This window comes from Mucilaginibacter sp., assembly GCF_041663085.1.
In the GTDB taxonomy this organism is placed as follows: Bacteria; Bacteroidota; Bacteroidia; order Sphingobacteriales; family Sphingobacteriaceae; genus Mucilaginibacter.
Genome location: NZ_JBAZRC010000005.1, coordinates 46,365 through 72,756, shown reverse-complemented (window position 1 = coordinate 72,756; position 26,392 = coordinate 46,365). Strand labels below are relative to the sequence as shown.

18 protein-coding genes are annotated in these 26,392 nt (G+C 41.9%); 11 read left to right on the top strand and 7 right to left on the bottom strand.

Features of this window, described 5'->3' with window-relative positions; all coding sequences use genetic code 11:
• Nucleotides 1-375: 375 nt before the first annotated feature.
• Nucleotides 376-1,035 (top strand): CHAD domain-containing protein, encoded by a 660-nt coding sequence (locus tag WC615_RS03070; RefSeq protein ID WP_372976676.1) that lies wholly within the window; start codon nt 376-378, stop codon nt 1,033-1,035.
• Here the strand turns inward: WC615_RS03070 and mgtA are convergent.
• The 6 genes from mgtA to WC615_RS03040 form a co-directional block, all read right to left on the bottom strand.
• The gene (gene mgtA, locus WC615_RS03065; protein ID WP_372976675.1) at nt 1,019-3,604 is read right to left on the bottom strand and encodes a magnesium-translocating P-type ATPase; all 2,586 of its coding nucleotides are present in this window, start codon (nt 3,602-3,604) and stop codon (nt 1,019-1,021) included. The genes WC615_RS03070 and mgtA overlap by 17 nt on opposite strands.
• A 4-nt stretch (nt 3,605-3,608) precedes the next feature.
• Complete coding sequence (locus WC615_RS03060; protein ID WP_372976674.1) at nt 3,609-4,403, bottom strand: hypothetical protein; 795 nt, start codon at nt 4,401-4,403, stop codon at nt 3,609-3,611.
• A gap of 166 nt (nt 4,404-4,569) precedes the next feature.
• On the bottom strand, nt 4,570-6,228 hold the full coding sequence (gene glgP, locus WC615_RS03055) for an alpha-glucan family phosphorylase (protein WP_372976673.1): 1,659 nt from the start codon (nt 6,226-6,228) through the stop codon (nt 4,570-4,572).
• A 3-nt stretch (nt 6,229-6,231) separates the two neighbouring features.
• A complete protein-coding gene (locus WC615_RS03050; RefSeq protein ID WP_372976672.1) occupies nt 6,232-6,669 on the bottom strand; it encodes a hypothetical protein in 438 nt (145 codons plus the stop codon).
• A complete protein-coding gene (locus tag WC615_RS03045) occupies nt 6,657-9,041 on the bottom strand; it encodes a phosphoketolase (protein WP_372976671.1) in 2,385 nt (794 codons plus the stop codon). The genes WC615_RS03050 and WC615_RS03045 overlap by 13 nt, the downstream gene beginning before the upstream one ends.
• Nucleotides 9,042-9,043: 2 nt before the next feature.
• The gene (locus WC615_RS03040) at nt 9,044-10,240 is read right to left on the bottom strand and encodes an acetate/propionate family kinase (RefSeq protein ID WP_372976670.1); all 1,197 of its coding nucleotides are present in this window, start codon (nt 10,238-10,240) and stop codon (nt 9,044-9,046) included.
• 286 nt (nt 10,241-10,526) lie between these two features.
• Here WC615_RS03040 and WC615_RS03035 point away from each other — a divergent pair, with 286 nt between their 5' ends.
• Complete coding sequence (locus WC615_RS03035; protein WP_372976669.1) at nt 10,527-10,910, top strand: hypothetical protein; 384 nt, start codon at nt 10,527-10,529, stop codon at nt 10,908-10,910.
• 168 nt (nt 10,911-11,078) lie between these two features.
• Here the strand turns inward: WC615_RS03035 and WC615_RS03030 are convergent, their stop codons facing one another.
• Nucleotides 11,079-12,299, bottom strand: coding sequence for an ROK family transcriptional regulator (locus tag WC615_RS03030; protein WP_372976668.1), 1,221 nt, complete (start codon nt 12,297-12,299; stop codon nt 11,079-11,081).
• A 293-nt stretch (nt 12,300-12,592) separates the two neighbouring features.
• On the opposite strand from WC615_RS03030, the gene WC615_RS03025 reads away from it, so the two are divergent.
• From WC615_RS03025 to WC615_RS02985, 9 genes are all read left to right on the top strand, one after another.
• Entirely contained in the window at nt 12,593-13,648 is a 1,056-nt protein-coding gene (locus WC615_RS03025) for a DUF4434 domain-containing protein (protein ID WP_372976667.1), read from the top strand.
• A gap of 37 nt (nt 13,649-13,685) precedes the next feature.
• On the top strand, nt 13,686-14,612 hold the full coding sequence (locus WC615_RS03020; protein ID WP_372976666.1) for a two-component regulator propeller domain-containing protein: 927 nt from the start codon (nt 13,686-13,688) through the stop codon (nt 14,610-14,612).
• Nucleotides 14,613-14,803: 191 nt separating this feature from the next.
• A complete protein-coding gene (locus tag WC615_RS03015; protein WP_372976665.1) occupies nt 14,804-16,015 on the top strand; it encodes an AGE family epimerase/isomerase in 1,212 nt (403 codons plus the stop codon).
• Nucleotides 16,015-17,256: a sugar MFS transporter gene (locus tag WC615_RS03010; protein WP_372976664.1), complete on the top strand. Its 1,242-nt coding sequence runs from the start codon at nt 16,015-16,017 to the stop codon at nt 17,254-17,256. The genes WC615_RS03015 and WC615_RS03010 overlap by 1 nt, the downstream gene beginning before the upstream one ends.
• Nucleotides 17,257-17,360: 104 nt before the next feature.
• Nucleotides 17,361-18,560: a copper amine oxidase gene (locus tag WC615_RS03005; protein ID WP_372976663.1), complete on the top strand. Its 1,200-nt coding sequence runs from the start codon at nt 17,361-17,363 to the stop codon at nt 18,558-18,560.
• Between the two features lie 8 nt (nt 18,561-18,568).
• Nucleotides 18,569-19,264: a GDSL-type esterase/lipase family protein gene (locus tag WC615_RS03000; RefSeq protein WP_372976662.1), complete on the top strand. Its 696-nt coding sequence runs from the start codon at nt 18,569-18,571 to the stop codon at nt 19,262-19,264.
• Between the two features lie 673 nt (nt 19,265-19,937).
• Entirely contained in the window at nt 19,938-23,009 is a 3,072-nt protein-coding gene (locus tag WC615_RS02995) for a SusC/RagA family TonB-linked outer membrane protein (protein ID WP_372976661.1), read from the top strand.
• A gap of 11 nt (nt 23,010-23,020) precedes the next feature.
• Nucleotides 23,021-24,652, top strand: a complete 1,632-nt coding sequence (locus tag WC615_RS02990) for a RagB/SusD family nutrient uptake outer membrane protein (RefSeq protein WP_372976660.1) — start codon at nt 23,021-23,023, stop codon at nt 24,650-24,652.
• 16 nt (nt 24,653-24,668) lie between these two features.
• Nucleotides 24,669-26,339 (top strand): DUF5018 domain-containing protein, encoded by a 1,671-nt coding sequence (locus tag WC615_RS02985; protein ID WP_372976659.1) that lies wholly within the window; start codon nt 24,669-24,671, stop codon nt 26,337-26,339.
• Nucleotides 26,340-26,392 lie beyond the last annotated feature (53 nt).

The following is a 26,392-nucleotide window of genomic DNA, read 5'->3' as shown; positions in this document are numbered from 1 at the left end:
TAATGATCTAAGGAAGTGCGTTTTTTTCGTCCCGTGTATGATCGCTATCATTTCCCGACATGATCGCAATCATTATGTTATCAGTAGGGCATAATGATGATCAGCAAAAGCTGTCATCAGGCTCATTGGCACCATATAGATAGCCTTCTTTTTTTGAATGAACAGGGTTGATAACTGATAAAGGTGAATATTGCGAAACCGGACGGTCCCCCGCTGATCTGCGTCATTTTTTGTTGCTTCACGAACCCTTATCTTTAGCTTATGGCCATCCCGCTTACTTAATTCGGGCACGGTTGAATGGCACCGTTAAGTATAAAGCAGTAATTTATGAATAGGCACACAGCGGTAAAATATTTTAATAAACAATGGAAGGTTATGAATACCCGTCTGAAGTCCTATTTAAAAAAGGGGGATCAGGAAGACTTGCACCAATTCCGGGTACAGGTAAAAAAAATAGAGGCCTTTTTGATCCTGTCAGGGATGGCTGCCCATCCGGCTAAACTTCAGCAACTTTTTAAACCTGTAAAAAAAATATTTAAAATGGCTGGAGTACTGCGTAATTCCTTTATCAAAAATGAATTAACACATCGGCAGCAGTCCGGTAATAAAGAGGGGCGGAACTTTCGCCAGTACGCCGGGGAAAAATTGCAGAAAATAAAAAAGGCGCGTCGTATACTCAAACAAATAATAAAACCTGTTCCCCCAAAAAATGTCCGTTGGTTTTATAAAAATGAGCTGAAGGAAATAACCAGCGCTTTTGCGCTATCGCCATCGGCCAGGCAATTGCATGAATGCCGCAAGCGTATCAAAGTACTGCTTTATAATGAACAACTGGTTCATGAAGTACTCACCATTGGGGTAAATACCAGCTATCTGGATGAGGTACAGGAGGCGATAGGTAATTGGCATGATCAGTTATTGGCTCACCAAAGCGAGTGTCATAATGGCCAAACTGAAGACGGCTATCCCGGGCAAAAAGAATTTATCGCAACGCTTACCGATAAGTTTTGCCAGCGGGCTACCGTTCAAAAGTAACTACCTTGGTTACCCTCGGGTTTAACCTGGCTGCAATACGCTGGTAGAACCAGTATTTAGCCAATTCAGCGCAAAATATATATCCCGTCAGGATCAGCAGTATCCAGCCGTAATAAGCCGTGGGCAACCGGGTGAAGCCAAACCATGTGGTAAAAGGGGTAAGCGGAAGTATCAGCACCAGTAGTAACACCAGCAGGGTAGCTGCACTCAAGTAACGCCCGGGCAGGCTTTTGAAAAAGGGGAGCCGGGTACGAACTACTAATACCACCAGCGTGGCAGAAATGACCGATTCAACCAGCCAGCCGGTTTGAAACATCTTTTCATCCGCGTGGAAAATCAATAGTAGCAGGCCGAAGGTGAGGTAATCAAATACCGAACTTAGCAAACCAAAGATGAGCATGAAACGTTTTATAAAATTCAAGTCCCAGCGCTGTGGTGACCGGATGTCAGACTCGTCGACACGGTCGGTGGCAATGGCCATTTCCGGCAGGTCGGTCAGCAGGTTGGTCAATAGTATTTGCTTGGGTAACATCGGCAGGAACGGGAGGAATAGCGATGCACCTGCCATGCTAAACATATTACCGAAATTAGCACTGGTTGCCATAAATATATACTTCATGGTATTGGCAAACGTCTTCCGGCCCTCTACAATTCCGGCTGTTAATATACTTAGATCCGGGTTCAGTAAAACTATATCCGCAGCCTCTTTGGCCACATCAACTGCGGTATTTACAGAAATACCTACATCGGCAATATGAAGTGCGGGTGCGTCGTTTATCCCGTCGCCCATAAAACCCACCACATGGCCGGCTTTTTTCAGTGCCGAAATTATGCGTTCTTTTTGATTGGGCTCTACTTCAGCAAAAATATGTGTCAGCGGAGCCTGGTGGATAAGCGCGGCATCGCTCATTTTTTGTAAACCGGGCCCTGTAAGGATTCGGGGATTTTTCATGCCGAGCGCCAAGGCAAGGCTTTTTGCAACCAGCGCATTATCGCCGGTAATGATCTTGAGCCGTACACCCAGGTCATTCATTTTTGAGATCGTTTCGGCCACATTCGCTTTTGGTGGGTCGAATAGTGTAATAAAGCCCAAAAAGGTCATCTCCCTTTCATCTTCTCGCGTAAAGTCTATATCAGAACTACCGTTTTTGTAAGCTACTCCTAATGTTCTGAATCCTGCCCCGCTCAATTCCTCATAACGTTTTAGGATACTGTTTTTACCAGATGATATAGGAGCCAGTTTTCCATCAGCAGTCTCTAACTGGCTACAAACCTCCAATACACTATTTAGGGCACCCTTAGTAATGGCCAAATTTGTTTGGTCGTTTTTTACCTGTATGGTCAGCCTTTTGCGGATAAAATCATAAGGTATTTCGGTTTGAACCAGGTAAGTGTTTGCCCCGCCCTTATAAGCGGCACAAATAGCCGCATCTATAGGGTTATGAAAACCCTGTTGCATGGAGGCATTCAGCCAACTGTAAAGCAACACCTTGTCATTATGGTATCCGGATGTGTCCAGCGTGTCCTTTAGCATTACTTTACCCTCGGTGATCGTCCCGGTTTTATCTGAACACAGGATATCCATACTTCCGAAGTTTTCTATCGCCGACAATCGCTTTACGATCACCTTTTGTTTAGCCATGCGCCGGGCACCGGTAGCTAAATTTACACTGATAATGGCTGGTAACAGTTGCGGAGTTAAACCTACTGATAGCGCAAGGGAAAACAGGAGCGAATCCAGTACAGGTTTATGCAGGAATACATTGATCGCGAAAATGATGATCACCAGCAGCAGGGTGATCTCCATTAGCAGGTAGCCAAATCGGCGGATACCCCTTTCAAATTCGGTCGAGGGCAAAGCAGATTGCAAATCGGCAGATATTTTGCCAAACTCTGTGGCGGCGCCGGTTTTGATGATCAATGCTGTAGCCTTTCCGCTAATTACATGAGACCCCATCAGCAAAGTATTGCTTCGGTTGGCTAATGAAGTGTCCAACGGCAGTACGCCGGCGTTTTTTTCTACAGGGTAGGTTTCCCCGGTAAACGTTGCTTCATCAGTAAACAGTTGTTGCGAGGTTAATATCAGGCTGTCTCCAGGTATGATGTCACCGGCTGTAAGGATCACAATATCCCCCGGAACCGCTTCTTCAGCCGGGATGGTTTTTTTTGCGCCGTCTCGTAATACATCGCAATGCAGGCGAACCAGTTTTAGCAATGCCGAAACAGCATTGGCTGCACCTCTTTCTTGCCAGAAACCCAGGCAACTGCTGATTAGCACGATGATCAGGATAATGACCGTATCGGCTACATCGCCCAACCCGGCCGACAATAATGCCGCCATTATCAACAATAAGGTAACCGGGCTTTTGAACTGCGAAAAGAATAGCCTGTAGGCAGAATTTACGGTATTTTTTCGTATCGTGTTCCGGCCATATTTTGCAAGCCTCGAACGAGCCTCTCCTGCGCTAAGGCCCTGATTACTAAAGTTTAACCGGGTAAATACTTCTGCCGGGGTTAATTGATGAAAACTGTCAATGATTATTGTTTTGGTTTCTTTGGGGTTAAGCATCTTATCAACCCGGAAAAATCAGCAAGGGGGCATGAATATGTGACGGAAGGGTGCTGTTGATAGCAGGCCCTACAAGTTCGTTATAGTGATATCGGCTTTTGGTCATCACCAGCAGGTCGTTGTGCATGCCGTTGGTTAGCACATCGGCAGCCTTAATCAAATTGGTTTCCCTGGTATAGTTAAAGCCCAACTGTTGATACTTAACCTTCCGGCGTACTTGTTCATCGAATAGCTGATGCGCGTATGCTTCATCTATATGTACCATACCATGTTTTGTAAGATGCACAACAGAAAGATCGGCCCGGCATACAGCAGCGAGATTGGCCAGGTAGCGTACGATATGCGTTTGGCAATAACGCAGGTCGGCGAGGTAAGCTATTCGTTCCATATCTTTTAATGACCAGTTCTCCGGGATCAGCAATAGCGGGCAATATATGTGGTTCAATAGGATGCCCAGGTTCAAACTGGTGGGGGTAGGGCATTCAGGAACACCCTTAATAATCATTCGCACACCTTCTTTATTTATCAGTTGTGCGGCTTGCTTCGCGTTCATGCCCAAAATGTCAATTTCGCAGGTAGTGTTTGCGTTTGATTCAGGGAAGGCGGGGCTGGTATCGGGTAACCCTGTAAGCTGGCTGTCGGTATTACCGGCAATTACTTTTTCTCTTCGGACCTGTGCCGGTAGAAAGGTATGGGCCAGAAGGAGCTGTGCATCCATCTTACCGGCGAGTGAAATTGCGAATGTTAAGGCTTTAAAGTTACCGGGAGAATCATCTTGGATGAAAAGGATCTTTTCCATATTGGGATCGGTTTTGATGTACTGTAAAGTTGGGTTTTACGAGTTGCATAATACCTGATCGCCGTCACAAAAGCAGTTGTTTGTAATCAATTCCACGCTATATATATTTACAAAAACTATCTATTTGTTATCTGGGGGGATGATCTAAAGAAAACAGATGCATATATCAAATATTGGGGCTATAAATTTTAGTGTAATATTCATCTGCCATCCGCCCCGATTCAAATGCAGGCACTACATCCATAGCGGCCTTTTTTAATATTGTAAGCCATTGCACCGGGTTATTGTAGTACATAGGTAGTACGTCATTTTCCAGTGCATCCATCAGGTTTTTATTTTCATGCAGATCTTTTTCGACATCTGAAAGAGAATCCAGCCCAGGCTGTATCAAAAAGCAATTTTCGCGATCACGGGCAAATTCCGGTACCCAACCATCCGGCATAGATAAGTTGATGCTGCCATTCATAGCAGCCGTCATGCCACTTGTTCCCGAGGCTTCATGGTAAAGCCGCGGGTTATTTAGCCAAACATCCGAGCCTTTTTTAAGCAGGGCTGATAGCGCCAGTTCGTACCCTGTTAGCACAGCGCAACGGGCCAGTGGTTTTGCCCGGGTGATGATTTGGTTGAACTGGCCAATAGCTTCCATGTCTTCCGGGTAGGGTTTGCCTGCCCAGATCAGTTGTACCGGGTAATCGGCATGGTTTAGTAAACTGATAAATCTTCCCCAGTCGTCCATGATCAGGTCGGCCCTTTTATATCCGGCAAAGCGCCTGGCCCAAACAATGGTCAGTATGTTCTCATCAAAAAGTTTACCACATTGGTCGGCCACTACTTTAAACAGATCATGTTTCATTTCTTTTTTTCTGGCGATGATTGCTCCGTCATCATTGCTTGAAATAGCGGCTTCCAGGGCGGCATCTTTCCAATAAGCTTTATTTTGGGCGTTAGTAATAGAGGTGATCTCACAGATGCCGGGATTGTTGCCCCACATGTGCCGGGCCACGCCGCCGTGAAGTTTTGAAACGCCATTGGCCCTACCCGAAAATTTGAGCGCTGCAAGGGTATAGTTGAATTGATCTCCATACAGACCGAGCATGGATTTTACCTCAGCCTCTTGCAAATGATAAAAAAAGGACATTTGTTTGAGTAAATCATAGCTATGCGCTTCATTTCCGGCCATTTCCGGGGTATGGGTGGTGAAAACAACCCGCTTTTTCACCTCTTCAAGGCTTTTGTATTTTGAAAGTAGGTAAAAATTCAATGATACGGAATGGCCTTCATTCATGTGATAGATATCGGGTGCTAGGCCCAAAATATCCAACAACTTAGCGCCTCCGATGCCAAGGACAATAGTTTGTGCGATGCGTGTTGACTCATTCGGGTCATACAAGCAATGAGTGATGGAGCGGGACAGTTCGTCATTTTCCGCAATATCTGTACTCAGTAAAAATAATGGGGCTGTGCCAAAAGTATCTGGACGGAGCAGGTAAGCTTTAACATGTACGGGGGCGTCATGAACGGCAACTGTAAAAATTATGCCGGTATCCTGTAAAAACGTATAGTTTTTTTCGATCAGTTCAGTTTTCATCAAAGCATTTCTGTCCCTAACCTGGTCGTAATAACCATATTTCCATAAAATACCGATGCCGAGCAAGTTTTGTTTAAGTTGATAAGCGCTCCGCAAGTGCGAACCGGATAAAAAACCTAACCCGCCGCTATAGATCTTTAATGATTGATCTATCGCAAACTCCATAGAGAAATAAGCGACCGAAGTTTTATACTTAGCATCCGGCTCATAGCCAAAAAACTCATTTGCTGTAAGCATGCTTTAATTTTTAATCCGATAAGGTATCCATTTAAAACTATGGTCATTGATCATTCGCTGTTCAACCAACTGTATGTTTGCATCTATCAGGTTAATATGAAGGTCTTCATAATGGTCTATACGGTACTGTAATAATGCCGTAGTGCCTCCCAGCCCCATATCTATCAGGCCTTTTATATATAAAAGTGCGCCTGCTTTAGCTTTTTCCATTGCTTTTATCAAATTGGTAGTGCTGTAATAATCTTCGCTACCAGGCCTCAATGTATAAACTGCAGATGCTGTAATGCTTGGGCGGTGTTTTAATGGCTTAAAATCATTTGCGCTTACCGTAATAATGTTAGTGTCAGCTTTTTTGACATAATAGCTACGGTAGTAGTTGTATCTTTCCGGAATGTTGGTGTCCAGTTCGATGGTCTCTATTTCCAGGTCTATTGTTTCCATTTCCAGTTGAGTATTTCTGGCATATCCTTGCCGTTAATGTTGATATAATGTTTATGCTCGATCAGTTTATCCTGTAATAGTTGTTTCAGGTAAACGCCCTTGCTTCCGGTTTGGGGTAATCTATCTATTACGTCCATCACCAGATGGAAGCGGTCCATTTCGTTTAGCACGGTCATGTCGAAAGATGTGGTGATGGTACCTTCTTCCTTATAGCCGCGCACATGCATGCCTGTATTATTTGCCCTGTTATAAGTTAGGCGGTGTACCAGCCATGGGTAGCCATGGAAAGCAAATATCACCGGCTTATCGGTAGTAAACAGTTCATTATAGTCCTTATCGTTTAGCCCGTGGGTGTGCTCGGTGCTCTTTTGCAACTTAAACAGATCTACCACATTGATGACACGCACCCTGATATCGGGTAAATGTTCACGGATAATGGAAACCGCTGCTAAGGTTTCTAACGTTGGTACGTCGCCGCAGCAGGCCATCACCACATCCGCTTCCGCATCCTGGTCATTACTGGCAAATTTCCAAATGCCGATGCCGCGGGTGCAATGCGCCACAGCTTCATCCATATTGAGCCATTGCGGTGCCGGGTGTTTGCCGGCAACAATTACATTCACATAATGATAGCTGCGCAGGCAATGATCCATTACAGACAACAGGCAATTGGCATCGGGTGGTAAGTAAACGCGTACAATAGTTGCCTTTTTATTTACCACATGATCTATAAAACCAGGGTCCTGGTGCGTAAAGCCGTTGTGGTCCTGTCGCCATACGGTAGAAGTAAGCAATATATTCAGTGATGCAATTCGCCTGCGCCAGGATATTTCTGAAGTGGTTTTTAACCATTTAGCATGTTGGTTAAACATAGAGTCTACAATATGAATAAAGGCTTCATAGCAGTTAAACAAGCCATGTCTGCCGGTTAGCAAGTAGCCTTCCAGCCATCCTTCGCACTGGTGTTCGCTCAGCATTTCCATTACGCTGCCGTCAGCAGCAAGAAACTCATCATGCTCTGCTATTGGAGCATCCCATTGGCGATTTGTAGTTTCAAACACCGCATCTAGCCTGTTGGATACGGTTTCATCCGGGCCGAAGATGCGGAAATTGCGTTTATCCTGATTTTCTTTTATCACATCCCGCAAAAAGCGGCCGCTAACATAGGTGTCGCCTTCGCCATCCGCGCCCGGGCTCTCAACTGTTACCGCATAGTTCCTGAAATCGGGCAGGCGCAGGTTGCGTAGTAAATTGCCGCCATTGGTATGTGGGTTGGCACCCATGCGCTTTTCGCCTTCGGGTGCCAGTGCTTGCAGTTCGGCAATTAGCTTTCCGTTTTCGTCAAAAAGTTCTTCCGGCCTGTAACTTTTCATCCAGCTTTCCAGCATTTGTAAATGTTCGGCCGGTGCTGATGCTGAAACGGACAGCGGGATCTGATGAGATCTAAAATTACCCTCTATCTTGTAGCCATCAACCTCTTTAGGGCCGGTCCAGCCTTTTGGCGAGCGTAGGATGATCATTGGCCAGCGTGGGCGGCATCCGTTTGGATGCCTTGCATCATACTTTACCTGTTTTATACGGTCTACCGCGTAATCCAGGGCAGCGGCCATATCCCGGTGCATTTGCTCCGGTTCATCACCCTCAACAAAGATGGGGTTCCAGCCATAGCCACGAAACAGCTGTTCCAGTTCTTCATGGCTGATACGGGCAAGGACGGTAGGGTTAGAGATCTTATAACCATTCAGGTGTAAGATTGGCAGTACGGTTCCATCTGTTAGCGGGTTCAAAAACTTATTGGAATGCCATGCGGTAGCTAAAGGGCCGGTTTCGGCCTCGCCATCGCCTACTACGCAAGCCACAATAAGATCGGGGTTATCCATTACCGCACCAAAAGAATGACTTAGCGAATAGCCCAGTTCGCCGCCCTCGTGGATAGATCCCGGTGTTTGTGGCGAAGCATGGCTGGATATACCCCCGGGGTAAGAAAACTGTGTAAATAGTTTACGCAGCCCGTCTTCATCCTGAGTGATGTTGGGGTAAACCTCGGTATAAGTACCTTCCAGGTAAGTGCCCGCTACAACAGCCGGGCCACCATGCCCCGGCCCTGAAACATATATCATGTTGAGATCATATTGTTTAATGATGCGGTTTAAATGCGTATAGATAAAGTTTTGCCCGGGCGTTGTGCCCCAGTGGCCCAGTAGCATATTTTTAACGTGCTCCAGTTTTAACGGCTCCTTCAACAATGGGTTATGCCTTAAGTAAAGCTGGCCCACAGATAGGTAATTGGCGGCACGCCAGTAAGCATTCATTTTTTGCAGAAGCTCATATGGCAATGTTTCGGCTGTGCTGTTCATCAATTCTTTTTCCATTACTATTGTTTATTTAAACTGTTTAAAAGATCGCGGGTTATCATGGCCATCATTAACTCCTCGTTGGTTTTAATAACACGGACAGTTACGCGGCTTGTAATTTTTGATATGATAGTTTCGTTTTTTGCATTCTTCTGCCCGTCAAGGTCTATGCCCATGAAATCCAGGCCGAGGCAAATGCGTGCTCGTATGGTAGCCGAGTTCTCCCCGATGCCTCCTGTAAATACGAGCATATCCAACCCTTGTAAAGCGGCGGCAAGCGAACCAATGTGCTTTTTGGCGCTGTAGCAAAATACTTTTAGTGCTGTTTCGGCACTTTTGTCATCAGGTTCGGCCTTAAGTAGTTCCTGTACATCACTGTTACCCGCTATTGCCTTTAAGCCCGAATGTTTACTTAGCAGGTCATCCAGTTCCTCAGGGTTCATGTGATATTGTTTTAACAAGAACAACAAGACTCCGGGATCCAGATCGCCTGAGCGTGTTGCCATTACGAGGCCGCCAATAGGGCTGATGCCCATTGTAGTATCTACACTTATTCCCTTTTTTACCGCAGCCATGCTTGATCCATTGCCTAAATGGCAAATAATTATCTTTTGTTCATCTATAGGTAAATGTTGCGCTGCAAGTTGCTGCATAATAAACCCATAAGAAAGGCCATGAAAACCATATTTAAATAAGCCTTTTTTTAGGTATTGCGGGGGCAGGGGATAGTTTTTGGCAAAGTCGGGCATATGCCGGTGGAAGGCTGTGTCAAAACAGGCGACTGGCGTGGCTTCCGGATAAGCACTACCAAAGGTTTTTATGGTATTGAGTTCGTCTGGTAAATGATTAGGTGCCAGGTAAATATATTGCTGCAAGTCATCCAGTAGTTCGGGTGTGATAATTTCGGGTTGGCGGTGCTTAGGGCCGCCCTGAACCAGGCGGTGACCAATAGCCTGTATATTATAGTGGGGATTATTAGTTTTTAACCAATTGATAAACTCGGTGGCTGAAGCTTTAAAGTCCGGAAAATGCCCGGTTTTGCTGTTAAGTAACCGGCCGGCATGGTCGTCGATCTTCAACGCTGCATTTTCCTGACCGATCCGGTCAACCTGTCCGCTTAATTTCAGTGTGCACGTGGCTGCTTTGTATAAACTGAATTTCAGACTGGAAGAGCCGCAATTGATACATAAGGTATAATTTTCTATAAAGTTGGCCATGCTCACTCCAATGATTTATTAAAAGTAATTCTGTATTGCGGTAAAGGTAGAACAGGCGCAGGTTGCTTAAAATGATGAGCCCCGGTTAAAAAAATGATGACGGTCATAAACCGGATACTAACTCAATACATATAATGCTCAATTATAGAAGCCTTTAACCCGTAAATTGTTTCATAGTGCCAAAGGAGATAATTCGTACATCTATTAAACAAAAATATGAGGAGCATCACCATTTAGGCTGCCGCAAGTCATTCCTGTTGGTAGGGGCATATCATAATATTGCGTTATGAAAAATTACGTCAATATTAAACATATCAAAAACCTGAACAATGATGGTTTAAGGGGTATTGCATTTTACAAACAAGAGCTTGATATATTGCAGGAAAGACTGCAAGAGATAGCCGGCGACAATACTGCCCGCGAGGTACAGGAAAAGGTAGACCATTTTCAGAACCAGTTGCTGATCCACGAGAACTACCTTAATGAACTAAAACATGACATCCATGCCAATGACGAGGCCATAGAGGCTGAATTGTTGATAACAGGTGCCCTCATTTCTGAAAATGTTGCCGCCGAACATACCCGTATACATGAGCGTTACCTGAACGAAGAGAAAATATTTAATGAACTGCGCCACGAATTCAATCGTTTTGCAGCGGATTGGATGTAAAATAAAGTTATGAACTTTAAAAGGTACAAAAAACATTATCAGTTAAGCGGAAATTCATATAGTCATGACTTAGGCTATCTGTCAAATAAAATTAACACTGTGAGTAGCAGGATTTATAAGTTCTACTAATAATGCAATGGCAAATGTTCATAACAGCAATCAATAAAATCAATTTAAATCAAGCAACCTGTTTCTAACCAACAGGCACGCCCCAATTATTCCGGCTTTTTCACCCAGTTTTGATATTTTTAATTGTGTATCATTATTTACGAGGCTAAGGGAATACTTGTTGATAGCACTCTTGATAGGGAGGCGAATATAATCGCCTGTGGAGGCAAGGCTACCGCCCAGGATCACCAGTTCGGGATTGAAAATATTGATTAAAAGCGCGATACCCCGACCCAATTTTTCGCCAATTTGAGCAATAAGGTCAATAGATAAAAAATCGTCGTTTTTGGCTCCCTCAATAATATCTTCTAAACGAATGGTGGACGATGTGTGGTTTTGTTGTGTTATGGTAGTGGATGAACCAGATTCGATGCTTTCTTTGAATAGCTTGGTAAGTGCCCAGCCCGAAGCTTCAGTTTCCAGACAGCCCTTCTTCCCACAATGGCAAATTATCTCATTGTTAAATAAAGGTATATGCCCAAATTCGCCTGCAAACCCCGATTTTCCGTAATAAAGCTGGCTGTTAATCATTACACCCATGCCTAAGCCATGATCCAGGTTTAAAAAGATAACGTTTTTTTCACCGTTAACCACGCCTGCGTTAAACTCGCCATAAGCCATCGCCCTCGAATCATTTTCTAAAAAGGTTTTTAAGCCAATTTCTGATTCTATTATTTTACTTAAGGGCTCTTCATTAAAATGGAAAAAGCTATAACTGTAACCCGTAGCGCAGTTTACACGGCCGGTAAGGTTTAAGCCAAGCCCCAGTATTTTATTTACAGGAATTGCCGATTCTTTTATAAATGTTTTGATGAGTTTACATAACGATTTAAGCGATTCCTGGTTGTTGTTTAGTTCGTAAGGGATATTTTCTGAAATTTTAACCAGGTTTTTTTGCAGGTTCATTAACCCCAGGTTTATATGGCTTTGCTTAACATCAACCCCCAGGAAAAAACCCGATTCGGGTATCAGCCCATAAGTATGTGGCCGCCTTCCACCTTTAGACCCCAATTTGCCATGGTCTTTCAATAGCCCGTCTGCAATCAGATCTGTAATAATGTGGGTTACTTTCGGTACACTTAAATTAAACTCCTTACTTAATTCAGGAATAGTGCAAACCCCGTTATTGGCAAGATACGATATGATTGATTTTTTAAGATAAACATTTTTATAGGCAACGCCTGTAATAGTTTCGTCGTTGATTTCTTTAAAAAAGGTCATTTGTAAAAGTGGAAAAAATATATGAAAGTTAACACTTACGAAAAAAATTAACAAATGCGATTCATTAACTATACGGTCAAATACAATTAATTGGATATATAAATTTACTCAAACTGAATATATCCGAACACGTTAATTCTCCCATATTATAAGTTTTGTAAAATTATATTAAATATAGTTATACATTATAAAAAAAATTATTTTCTTTTTGATTTTTAAAATTAAAAATTAGTTTTGTGATAGCCATAAGGTGAAAACTTTATTTGAACTTGTTAATAGTTAAACATTAATTCATGGATAGAAGACAGTTTATAAAAAGTAGCGGCCTCACGGCTGCTTCTTTGGCGTTTTTAAATCAAACGTTTGCAGCATCGCCTGGAGGGTTTAAGCGTAATCCTAATATAAAGGCAATTTCTGGATCGTGGTTTGAATTTGCTCATGGATCTGATGCCGAGGGTAAATACTGGAATCCGGCCTTACCTAATTTTACCGAAGCGCAATGGAGGGCAAAAGTGCTGGAAATGAGCGAAGCCGGGATGGAGTACCTTGTGCTCATGTCTGTTGCCAATAATGGGAAAACTTTTTATCCTTCGGCTTTACAGCCCAGGTATGAGTATGCTTGTACCGACCCGCTTGAAGCTGTTTTATCAGCAGCAGACGAATGCGGGGTTAAATTTTTTGTAAGTAACGACTTCTGGACCGACTGGACAGAAACAGGCAAAATGATGTCTGACCCTGCTTTGGCGCGTCTTCGTGAAAAAGGCATGGAAGAAATAGCCGGCAAGTATGCTCATCATAAAAGTTTTTATGGTTGGTATTATCCCAACGAGTCGGGTTTTTGGCATACGGTTGATGATACAACTATTAAATATGTAAACGAATGCAACCGGGTAGCTAAAAAGTTAACACCCCGTTCAGTTAATCTTATTGCTCCTTATGGTACAAAATCTGTCCGTTTTGACGATAAGTATGTAAGCCAGCTTGATAAGCTTGATATTGATATAGTAGCTTACCAGGATGAGATAGGTGTTAAAAAAACAAGGGTAGGTACTGCAGGTAAATATTACGAAACCCTTTATAAATCGCACCAAAAGGCGGGCCGGTCAAGGCTTTGGGCTGATATGGAAATATTTGAGTTTGAAGGAGAGGTTTATAATAGTGCGTTAGTACCGGCCGGTTTCGACAGGGTTTTAAAACAAATGGAAGATATCTCGCCGTTTGTTGAGCATATTTTAATTTACCAGTACATGGGGTTGATGAATAAGCCTGGTTCGATAGCTGCTGCAGGTCACCCTGATTCTGAAAAATTATATAGGAATTATATGGACTGGCTTAAAGTACAGCAATAAATTAATTAGCTAAATCTAACGATCACCAAATCCCATAATGAAAAAAATATTCCCTGTCATAATTTTAATGCTTGGTTTTGTATTAAATATAAGTGCGCAAAAACATAGTTTAAACTACAGAATTAAGCAGGATTTTTCGCCTGCTAATGATATTGTAGGTATTAAATTTGATAGTAAGGGCGCAATGTGGGTGGCCACATCATATGGTTTGTATAAAAAGGAGCAAAATGAATGGCTGCTTAGTGGTGCCGCTAATATTTATATGCAGTCTTTTTTTATTGACAAGCACGATAAGATATGGACAGCGCTATGGGGCGGGGGAGTGCATGCAAGTGTGGACGGGAAAAAATGGGAATCAATTAAAGCAGCCGCGCCCTCAGGTTCAGCTAATGTAGTAACTGCCGATAATAAAGGTGAAATATGGGTAGGGGATTTTAGCGCGGGCGTTTTAAGATCGGGTAAAGATGGATGGATTAATTATAAGGCGGGCAATGTTGCGCTTGGTGATAATTCTATCCTTGCTATTTTGCCCGATAATAAAAACAGGATGTGGTTTGGGAGCTATCATGGGCTTAGTTTGTTTGATGATAAGTTATGGCGTTTATATAACAAGGCAAATAGCAAGCTGCCTGATAATAATGTGTATGCCTTATTGGCTGATGATAAAGGTGATATATGGATAGGTACCTGTAGCGGCCTTGCGCGGCTTAGCGGTAATACGTGGATAGTTTATAATGTAGAAAATTCCGGTTTGTCATCAGATTTGATCCTCTCGTTAGGTGTTGATGCAAAGGGTAATATTTGGGCGGGTACCAATAAGGGGGTAAATGTTTTTGATGGGAAAAATTGGAAAACTTTTAATGTTAAAAATAGTGCCCTGATTGATGATCGGATACAAGCAATCACTGCTTACAAGAATGCTATTTACCTGGGTACGAGCAAGGGTATAACAGTATTTAATTAGTGTTTTTTAATAATCGCCATACTTAATGGAAGGTTACAGGTATAAATAGACGCTGAGGAAAAGCGTCTCATTTTACGGGTAAATAATGTTCATTCTACTTTATAATAAAAATTATAAATATATTGTATCTTAATAAAATTATTTATTACTTAGCTTTTAATTAGTATCCTTAAAACAAACTTTAATCATATATGATAAATAATGCAATAATGTTTAGTGAATACGCGAAGATCTATCGCGATAATTTATTAAATGATGTTATACCTTTTTGGCTTAATAATTCGGCAGATGATGAACTAGGAGGATACTTTACCTGTTTGGATACTAAAGGGGAAGTTTTTGATACTGATAAATTTGTTTGGTTGCAGGGGCGCCAGGTTTGGACTTTTGCCATGCTTTATAACAATGTAGAGCAAAAGCAGGAGTGGTTGGATTTTGCTTTACATGGTGCAGTTTTTTTACTTAAACATGGGCGCGATACCAATGGCAACTGGTATTTCTCCCTTAACCGCAGCGGGGTGCCGCTAACCCAGCCTTACAATATATTTTCAGATTGTTTTGCTGCTATGGCATTTGCCCAGCTTTATAAGGCTACGCAAAATGAGCTGTATAAAACTGTTGCTATTGATACATTTAATAACATTCTTAAAAAGAAAGATGACCCGAAAGGGGTGTATAACAAAGCTTTTCCCGGTACGCGGCCATTGCAGGGTTTCTCGTTGCCAATGATACTGTGTAACCTGGTGTTAGAAATGGAGTTTTTGCTCGATGCTAAGATTGTTGACAAGACTATAAATGAAGGCATTGAAAAAGTAATGGATGTTTTTTATCAGCCCGACCTTGGGTTAATATTGGAGAGCGTTACCCCTAATGGCGATTTCTCCGATTCATTTGACGGCCGTTTGGTTAATCCCGGGCATTCTTTAGAGGCCATGTGGTTTATTATGGATCTGGCTAATCGTAAAAAAGACAGTCAGTTGATGAAAAAAGCGGTAGATATAGCAATTGATACATTGGTTTACGGCTGGGACGAAGAATTTGGCGGTATATTTTATTTTAAAGACGTCAAAGGCCATCCGCCACTTCAACTGGAGTGGGACCAGAAATTGTGGTGGGTACATATAGAAACATTGATAACGCTTATTAAAGGGTATTATCATACAAATGATGAGCGTTGTTTAGCATGGTTTAAGAAAGTGCACGATTATACCTTCGCTCATTTTCCGGATGCAGAAAATGGAGAATGGTTTGGCTATCTTAACCGCCAGGGCCAAGTATTAATGCAATTAAAGGGCGGCAAATGGAAAGGGTGCTTCCATATCCCACGGGGGTTATTGCAATGTAGCAATGTTTTACAGTCGCTGGCAGAAATGCAGGAAAACCCCAAATTAATCAACGCATAATGGCAAACATACCTTTTCAGGGCAAGGTTATTGACTCTTATCCGGGCAGCAAGCAAAATTATGTACCGGCGCTGGTATCGTTAGGGGTGCTGTACTTTATGATGGGGGCAATAACGTGTTTGAATGACACACTGGTTCCTTATTTTAAGGCCGGGTTTTCATTAAGTTACTCACAATCATCACTTGTGCAGTTCTATTTCTTTTTAACCTATGGTTTGGTATCTATCCCTGCGGGTAAAATAGTAGACCGTATTGGGTATAAAATGGGTATGGTTACCGGGTTTTCAATAGCGGCAATAGGTGCCATGTTATTTTATCCGGCATCTGTATTCCATCAGTATTCTTTGTTTCTGGGCGCATTGTTTATTATAGCTATTGGTATTGTGCTGTTACAAGTAGCTGCCAACCCTTATGTTACCATACTTGGACCCGCTAAAACAGCTTCATCCAGACTAACACTTATCCAGGGTGTAGGTTCATTGGGTACTACTGTAGCACCAATTTTTGGGGCTTATTTTATTCTTTCCCAATTGCAACATAAAAATATGGGCAGCGAAGCGGTGAAGTATCCGTATTTGGGTATTGCGGTGTTGCTTATTTTAATAGCAGTAATTGTATCGCGTTTAAATCTGCCCGTTATTGGCTCATCTGCTAATAGCCCCCAGCAAAAAGAGGGGGGAAGCGTTTTTTCGTTCCGGAACCTCAACTTTGGTATTTTAGGAATCTTTTTTTACGTGGGTGCCGAGGTTTCGGTAGGTACATTTCTTACCAACTATGTTGCCGAAACGCTTTCTGTAGAGGTTCATGATGCTAATAACTATGTAGCGTTTTACTGGGGTAGCATGCTTGTAGGTCGCCTTTTGGGCGCAATTGTTTTGAAGGCATTGAAGCCACAGTTGGTGCTTGTTATTTGTGGTATAGCTGCTGTTGGCTTAATTATAATATCAGTTAATACTACCGGGCTGTTGGCGGTTTGGGCCATGATAGCTGTCGGCCTGTTTAATTCAGTGATGTTTGCCATTATTTTTTCACTATCGGTAGATGGTTTGGGTTCGCATACGGCTAAAGGCTCGGGGTTGCTGTCAACAGCAATAGCAGGTGGTGCAATAGTCTCTTATGCTATGGGTATTATAAAAGATAATTTCGACTGGAAAATAACATTTATTATTCCCGTTATCTGCTATTTATACATCGTTTTTTACGGTGTAAATGGGTATAAATCAAAAGTCAGAGCCTCTTAATAGGTTGCCGGCGCGTAGTGTTCATGATGCCACATCGTTATCTTTTAGATGCCTGAATTTACCTCGGGTTGTAATTGTACTGTTTAAACTTTATCCGTTTTAATATGAAAAATGTATTCCTCAGCAAAAAAGTATCCGCAAGGCTGGTGTTAACTGCTCTTTTGTTTCATGGTGTAATTGCTTACGGCCAGCAGCTTACCGCTGAACAGAATACTGCAATATGGCATGCTAAACAGGGTGGGATAGTTAAATTGGAAAATTTCCTCACGCAAAAAATACCGTTTATAGACTATCAAAAAGTAGTGCTGCCCGGCCCGCAGTTTATTATTTCTGACGATCCTGAATATGTGCGTATCCCTGACGCTATTGCTTCGAAGGAGCGCGTGCAGCCAGGTACAGTAAGATTGTATGTATATAATGTTAACGGTGTGGTACAGCCGTTTAAGATGGACAGAAAGATTACCGCTATTTTAAAAAATACAGGTAAAAGCCCCATGCATATGCGGATGTTAAAATATTCATCTCAGGTGCCAAGCAATAATTATTTTAAAATTGGTAAGCAGGGCCTTGCTGATTATTTCGCATCAAAAGATGAGGGTGTGGTTAAGGTTATAATGCCTGGCGCGGCTATTTCTATTGATGAGAAACTGGAAAACTATATTGCTAAATATGACGAGTTGGTGCATGGAATATACGAGTTTGTTATCGATCAGCCGGGTGAGGTTTCAGTTGTGCAGGCAGATCCAAAGTTAAAAGGGGCTGCAGTTTTAAATAAAATAAAAAATGTAATACCCCGTAGCCATCAGAATGCCGGCCGTGGCTTATTTGGAGTAAGTAATTACCAAATAACAACCGATGGTGTTTATAATACCGATAGTGGCCCTGTTCAAATTATGCTGGCCGATGGTGTAAAAGACAAATGGGTGACGGGATATGAAGGTGTTTCGGGTGAGCCGGTTCAGTTGGCTGGTAATTACGGGGTGATGTATAATATTGAAGTTAAATGGAAAAGCACCAATGGTAAAGGCCTTGCCCTGGTTATCTGGAATTCCAGTTCGGGCAATAGCCAGTGGTGTAGTGGTATGGGTACCAGTATGGTGGTTAGTAATGGAAAGTATAAGGAGGGTATTATTCAGTTGCCTGTTGATAGCCTGATTACCACAGCTGCGCCAGAAGCTATTGTAGTACAGGTTTTTACCTCATCAAAAAATGGAGAGGAGCAAACCATTCATATTACTTATTCGCCTCCCGGTGCATCCTGTTTGCCTGTGCCTCTTGTTTTGGTTCCGGTTGATATTAAATAATAAAAAAGATGTATAAAATAACACTGCTTTTTGTTTTAGGTGTATGTTTCAGCCAAATTATATACGCCCAGAATACTACTAAAAATAAAGCTATTGACTCTGTATATCATAATTACTTGTATGATCAGCGTGTTGCCTATTTTAAAGAATTGCCTGTTACCAAAGGTGGTATTGTATTTTTAGGGAATAGTATTACACATTGGGGTGATTGGGCTGAACTTTTGCAATGCCCTGCAGTAAAAAACAGGGGTATTGCCGGCGATATTAGCTATGGGATATTGGCAAGGCTGGATGAGCTTATAAATGAAAAGCCTCGAAAAATATTTATCATGATAGGGGTGAATGACATTGGCCGTAAAATACCCCTTGCTAATACTATTAATAATTACACAAAAATAATTACAAAGCTAAAAACTGCTTTGCCACATACGATATTGTACATTCAGAGTGTATTGCCAATTAATGATACATTAATTAACAGGCAGTATTACACAGGTACTAATGCCGAAATTAAAGTAATGAACGCCCGGCTTAAAAATATGGCAGCTGCGTTTAATATTACCTATGTAGATATTCACTCCCTCCTTGCAGACGGAACTGGGCAGATGCCGGTTAAATTTACATATGATGGTATCCACCTCACAGCGGGTGCTTATATTATATGGACTAATTTTTTGAAGCGCAAAGGATATTGCTGTAATTGATGTATAAGCCAAATGCTTGCAAATCAGTAGTCATCGGGTGCTGCACAAGCCCAATTAACCACAATATTTCGTGAGTTATCCTCATTTTTACGGCATCTTTTAGTACTTAGTAAAAAAAATCAATAAGCCTCCGCGTGCATGCAGCGCTTAGGTAACAAACTGTTTGTTTCTTCTCACTTATCCTTAGGCTTTTATTTTTACATGGTAGCTGTTCCGGAGCTCATTTTCTGTGGCTTATGCTGGTTTAAACTTAGTAATAAAATTTATTAATTATCTCTTTGTTTTTAATAAATATATTATAAATTTGTGATAGAGAGATTGTTGAAGAGATAGATTTGGTTTGTTTTAACAGCAATAGGCTGATTTAGGAGATGTTATAAAGAGCGATTTATGTTAATTATTAAAAAAAATTATTAATTGGGTAGGTCGTTCACTAACATCTTTAAGCAGTGTTATTCTTGCCTCAATAATTGTCCTCCGATGCTTTTATTCAATACAGTAATGGTTTTGTAGATGCTAGTGCTTTGATATATAGGTTTCTGTTTCAGTAAAATGAATGGAAATGCGGCCTTTTTATATAGTTGTCCTTATAAGTAAACCTTTTAAATTAATGTGTATGAAGTTTTTTTTACGACAAAAATTATTCTATTGGAGCTTTTGCTGCCTTATGCTAATGTGCCCCGTTGGTGTAGCCTGGGCACAAAGCGTTAGTATTAGTGGTACTGTAAAAGATGAGCAGAACCAAACTTTGCCCGGTGTAACTGTATCTGTTAAAGGCGAAAAGCAAATTACAGTAACAAATGATAATGGCAAATTTAGCGTACAGGCAACAAAAGCCCCTGCTACTTTGGTTTTTACTTATATGGGGTTTGCCCCAAAAGAGGTCACAACATCGGCTGATAATAACCTTAATGTGATCATGAAGGTTTCATCAAGTAATTTAAACGAGGTGGTAATTGTTGGTTATGGTACCCAAAAACGAGCCTCTCTACTGGGTTCTGTTGCATCAGTACAGGCAGAGGAGTTAACCAAGGTACCGGTAACCAACTTGTCGCAGGCATTAGTTGGCAGGTTGCCGGGCTTAATAACCAACCAATCATCCGGGTTGCCCGGCTCAGACCAGGTTAACCTGTATGTAAGAGGGTTTAGCTCGTTAAATAAAAACTCGCCACTTATTTTGGTTGATGGTGTTGAAAGGTCATTTAATAATCTTGATCCCTCAGAAATTGAATCGGTAACTATATTAAAAGATGCAGCATCTGCAGCTGTTTACGGTGTAAGGGGCGCAACTGGTGTTATACTGGTAACTACTAAAAGAGGGAAAGACGGTAAGCCTACTTTTACGTATGCAACCTCCTATACGCTAAGCTCAAATACCCGTATGCCCGAGTATTTAAACGGAAAGGAATTTGTAAACTGGTATAATTATGCTGATGAAATAAATGGCCGCAGCAATACATTTTCTCAATCAGTTGTCGATAAAGTAAATAATGGCGATCCTGACGGGATTTACGGCAATACCAACTGGATGAAAGAAGTGCTGAAATCAACAGCGCCAACCATGCAGCATAACCTTACATTGAGAGGGGGAAACCAGTCTGTTAAATATTTTACTTCGTTAGGGTACCTTAATCAACAAGGAATAATAGAGGGGGTTGATTATAAAAGGTATAACCTTAGAACCAATTTGGATGCTACCGTAACCAAAGATTTCTCTATTTCGCTTGATGTGGCCGGCAATGTTGCCGGGGCAAACAGCCCGCAGGTATCTAATTTTACCGGTAACGGCAGTTCAGTATCAACCAATCTGATGAACCAGATCATTATTGCCCATCCTTACCTAAATGCAAAAACACCCGATGGCAGATACTTAACATCGTCGCTGTTATCGGGCGATAACCCACTCGCTGCACGCGACCTGTCTGGTTATAATAACAATGATAATACAGGCGTACAAAGTAGTTTGTCTTTAAAATACAAACCATCGTTTTTAGATGGTTTATCATTTAAAGTTGTAGGGAGTTATGATAAAAACTTTTATCATACAAAATCATTTTACACCCCCTATACATTATGGACAGCAGACCCCGCAAGCGGCAATTCATCTTTATATGAAACCGCCTCGCCCTACGGTACCATTGCAATGTTGAGCGAGAGCTATACGCAATCATCCCGCTGGACAATGCAGGAGTTTATAAACTATAGTAAAACCTTTAACAAAAAGCACGCTGTCGACGCTTTGATTGTAGCCGAGCAGTCTAGCTATAATACAACCGGTTTAGGTGCATCTGCACAGAATTTTGATCTTACAGACCTTGACCAGTTTGGCTTTGCTAAAGACAACCCCAATAAACCGTACGGAAGTAATACTACCGTTAATCGCCTTGGCTATGTAGGCAGGGTAAATTATACCTATGATAACCGTTATTTAGCTGAGTTTTCGGGCCGTGTTGATGCTTCAACTAACTTCCCTGCCAATAACAGGTATGGTTTTTTTCCGTCAGTGTCTGCCGGTTGGCGTATTTCTGAAGAAAATTTCTTCAAGCAATGGCATACAGCAGTGTCAAATTTAAAACTGACAGCATCTTTCGGGATACTGGGTAATGATGTTACAAGTGGGTCATATGAATACCTGAGATTTATGAATGTATCCGGCAGCCCGGTTGCAAACCTTGGCGGGGGTAACGTAAATGGTATGTTGCCAACATCTTATCCAAATACAAATTTAACCTGGGAAAAAGCAAAAACCTCAAACATTGGGTTAAACATAGAATTTTGGCACGGCCTGCTTAGCGCCGAGCTTAATGGTTTTTACAAGTTAACTACCAATATACTTACCAGCGTATCCAACACCTATCCACCATCTATTGGCGGATATTACCCAACAACGGTTAACTCGGGTAAAGTTGACAACCGCGGCCTTGAATTGGTAATAAACCATAAAAACAAGGTAAATGATTTTTCTTATGCCATTACAGGCAGTGTAAGTTGGGCCCACAACCGTATACTAAGTATGGATCAGTCGGCTGATATTCCCGAATATCAAAGCCTCATTGGCAGATCAATCGGGGCTAAAACTGGTTTGGTTGCATTAGGCTTGTTTCAAAGTGATGCCGAGGCTAAGTCGTCTCCTGTAGTTAGCACATCTGCAAAGGCCGGTGATATTAAATTTAAGGATATTAACGGCGATGGTAAAATATCGTATGAGCAGGATGTAACTGTTATTGGGCGAAGCAGCATCCCCGAATTGAATTACAGCTTTAATTTTAGCTCGAGCTACAAAAACTTCGACCTTTCATTCCTGGTACAGGGTGCAGCTATTTGCGACAACGCATTAATGGGGTATTATGACGGGATTGGTTGGGATGATACACAGTTTACCCGCACATTTTATAATGGCGGTAACACCCCTAAATATTTAGTAGAAAACTCATGGACCCCGGCCAACACATCAGGTAAATATCCAAGGCTTGATAATCAATGGCGGTCAAACAATAATTGGGCTTCATCTATGTGGATAGTTAACGGTGCTTATTTGCGGTTAAAAAACGTTCAGCTGGCATATAACCTACCCAAATTGCTAAAAACAAAACTTGGTCTTGGCGAAGCGCGGATATATGCAGCAGCAATGAATGTGTTTACTTCATCTGCGTTTAAATACCTTGATCCTGAAGCGCCAAGCGTAAGTAACGGTTATTATCCGCAACAAAAAACATACAGCCTGGGTGTTTCCATAACCTTCTAAATTATACGACAATGAAAAAAAATATTCTCTATATAACAAGTTTAATGGTAATACTATTGGTTACCTCTTGTAAAAACTTTTTGGAACCTAAGCCCACCGATAAATACTCAGAAAGTGTGGCTTTTTCCAGTGAAGCCAACGCAAAATTGTATGTAAACTCTTTTTATCCAATTCTTAATTATTATGGTTTGTTTGGTAGTGCTTACCTATCGGGCAACATGTATACCGATGGGTTAACAGACATTATGAAAACGGCCGGCAGCACAATAGGCTCAAACGGCGCTATTGCTAATTTGTATGCTACCTCGCCGGGGTTAATCACATCTGATCAGAATTCATTAGATATCTGGAGTAACGCTTACTATTATATCAGGCTTATTAATGAATTTATGACCGGTTTGGATAAAAGCAATCTGCCTGCCGGTGTAAAAGTAAACTTAGCGGCCGAAGCAAGGTTTTTTAGGGGGTATTTGTACTTCTTATTAATGAGGAACCATGGTAGTGTGGTTCTTATTACTGAATTAACAACAGAAGCCAGCCATCCCCTTAGTTCGGCAAACGATTGCTGGAACGTAGTTGAAGCAGACCTGGACTATGCTGCACTAAATTTGCCCGAAACGGCTGCTGATGCCGGGCGTATTACAAAGGGCTCGGCTTATGCCATGAAATCGAGGGCTATGCTTTATGCCCAGAGGTGGCAGTCTGCTTATGATGCTGCCGATAAGGTGTTGAAAATGAGTAAATACGGCCTTAATGACTCTTATTCGGGCGCTTTTGGCTCTTATTTTAGCGGGAATAAAGAGGCCATCCTTGAATTTAAATACAGCTATCCTAAATTAGCCCACTCATACGATGCTATTGTAAGCCCTGGTGGAGATGATGCCTTATATCAGTTTGGAGGTGATGTTGAACCTACCCAGGAGTTGGTTGAAATGTATGAAAAAGCCGGTGGCGGTACTGTTAACTGGGCCGCATGGCACGCCAGCGACGTAACTGCCACACCACCCTGGGAAACCCTTGAACCACGTTTTAAGGCTACAGTATTATATAACGGTGCAGAATGGAAAGGGCGAACCATTGAAACATTTGTTGATGGTAAAGACGGTTGGACGGCTTACCCGCCAGCCGGTGGAAGTAACAGAGGAGCTTCTGTTACCGGGTATTATTTAAAAAAGTATGTGGATGAAAATCATACAGACCTGGTTAATATTTCCAGTTCGCAACCTTTGGTTGAGATAAGGCTGGCAGAAGTATACCTGAATTTTGCTGAGGCGGCATTTAATTTGAGCAATGCGCCGGATGCTAATAAGGGTATTAATGCTGTACGTAACAGGGCCGGATTACCAGCGCTTAACTTAAGCGGGACTGCGCTGCTTGCTCAGATTAAGAAGGAAAGGACTATTGAACTGGCAGGCGAAGGGCAGCATTATTGGGATTTAAGGAGGTGGAAGGACGCCGAAAACACCCTTACAGGCAAATATGTCCATGGTATTAAGATAATAAATACGGATAGCGGATATCAGTATAACTACATCACTTGTGATGATGCTCCACGCCAATTTCCGGCAAAACTTTATGCATTCCCAATCCTGTCTTCCGAACTCGTAAATAACCCGGCCATTACACAAATTAAAGGATGGTAATAACAGACCTAAACGCATGAAAAAATTATTTAACTCAATACTTACAATAGCATGTATGTTCCTGATAGGGGCTTGTGCCAAAATTGATCCTCAGTTTGCCTTAAAAAGCGAATCAAAAACGTTAACATCCCTGCAGGTTAATTTTGCGGATGGTACGGGAGGGTTTCATCCAACTACATCAGAGCCGTATGGCAGTGAAATAACTGTTGAAATACCCTGGTATTACCCCGAAGGATCATACAAAGAAACATCTTTGGATAGCCTGTTTGTTACCGGGACAATTCCTAACAGTTCAATTATGATGCCTTCATTTGGCCTTACAAACCTGTCTTCGCCAAAATCATATACATTAAAGGCGCAAAACGGAGAAACGCAGGCTTATAAAATTACAGCGGTAAGAAAGAAAAGCAATAAGGCCGAGATTGTTTCATTTAAACTGAAAGAAGCAGATATAAATGGGGTAGTGGTAAATAACAAAGTGTTTATACCGTATACCGATGTCAACTTAAGCAATCAAACAGCCATAGTTGAACTATCATATTACGCTAAAATATCCCCCGATCCATCTGCTGCACATGATTACAGTAAACCTGTTAAATACACCGTAACGGCAGATGATGGAACCACCAAAGAATTTAGTGTAGAATTAGGCACGCCGGTAAAACTGGCGAAGGGCTTTAGTACTGTGAAAAAACTTTGGTCTAAATCATCTGGCGACCTCGGATTTGAAGATTACAGGCAGTTATCCATCGCTACAAGCGGCGATTACTTTGTGCTTCCAAATTCTAATGAATGGGTTGGTGGTTCAAGTATTAAATACTACAACCGCAAAACAGGCGCACCGGCTGGGAATTTAAATGTAACCGGCGTAAACGGCATATATGCAGTGGCTAATGATAGTAAAGGCAAAATAGTAGGTATCAATAACCTGTATGCGGGTAATAATGTGTGCCTGTATGTTTGGGATAACGTAAGTGCTGCACCTAAGCTTTTAGCCCGAACCACCGATTGGAGTAGTGTAGCCGGTGCATTTTATGGCCGTAAAGTGGCTGTTTATGGCGATTTAAGTGCCAATGCCATAATTATGGCAACTACTGATGGTAAAAACGTTGGCGGCGCAAATAATGTACTGAAATGGACAGTGCAAGGAGGTCAGATAATCTCCCAGGACCCTGAGGTAATTACTTATTCAAAAACGTATGATTATGTTGCTAAAGCAGTGCCAACGGGCGCTTTACCAACAAGTGATTTTTACTTTGTTTCAAACTCACCGGCATTTATGAATTATGTAAGTGGCATGTCAAAGTCTATACAGTATTCTTTTAATTCCAGTTTTATAAACAACCCGCGTGGTAATATTGGAGGCGCAGCTTATTTTGAATTTAACAATGCTAAATACTTTGCTGTTGACGATGCAAGCGCTTACAGTAGCGCCATGCATATATTTGATGTTACCGACCCAGCCAAAATATCAACATCAACCTCAAGTGGTGATTATGCGGCCTTCCATGTATTTGACGGCTCTGCTGATTATATAGCATCGCCTTCGCCTAACTGGAATGTAACCGGTGATATAGCTATTGGAAGCGTATCTGCCGATGGGTATACCATGACCGTATATTTCCTGGTTACAAATGGCGGAGTTGTGGCATATGAACTTAGTTGTATTGACCCGAATGGGTTTTAAAGTATAGAATGTAATGGGTAGGATGGGTTATTACAAATGCCATCCTATCCATT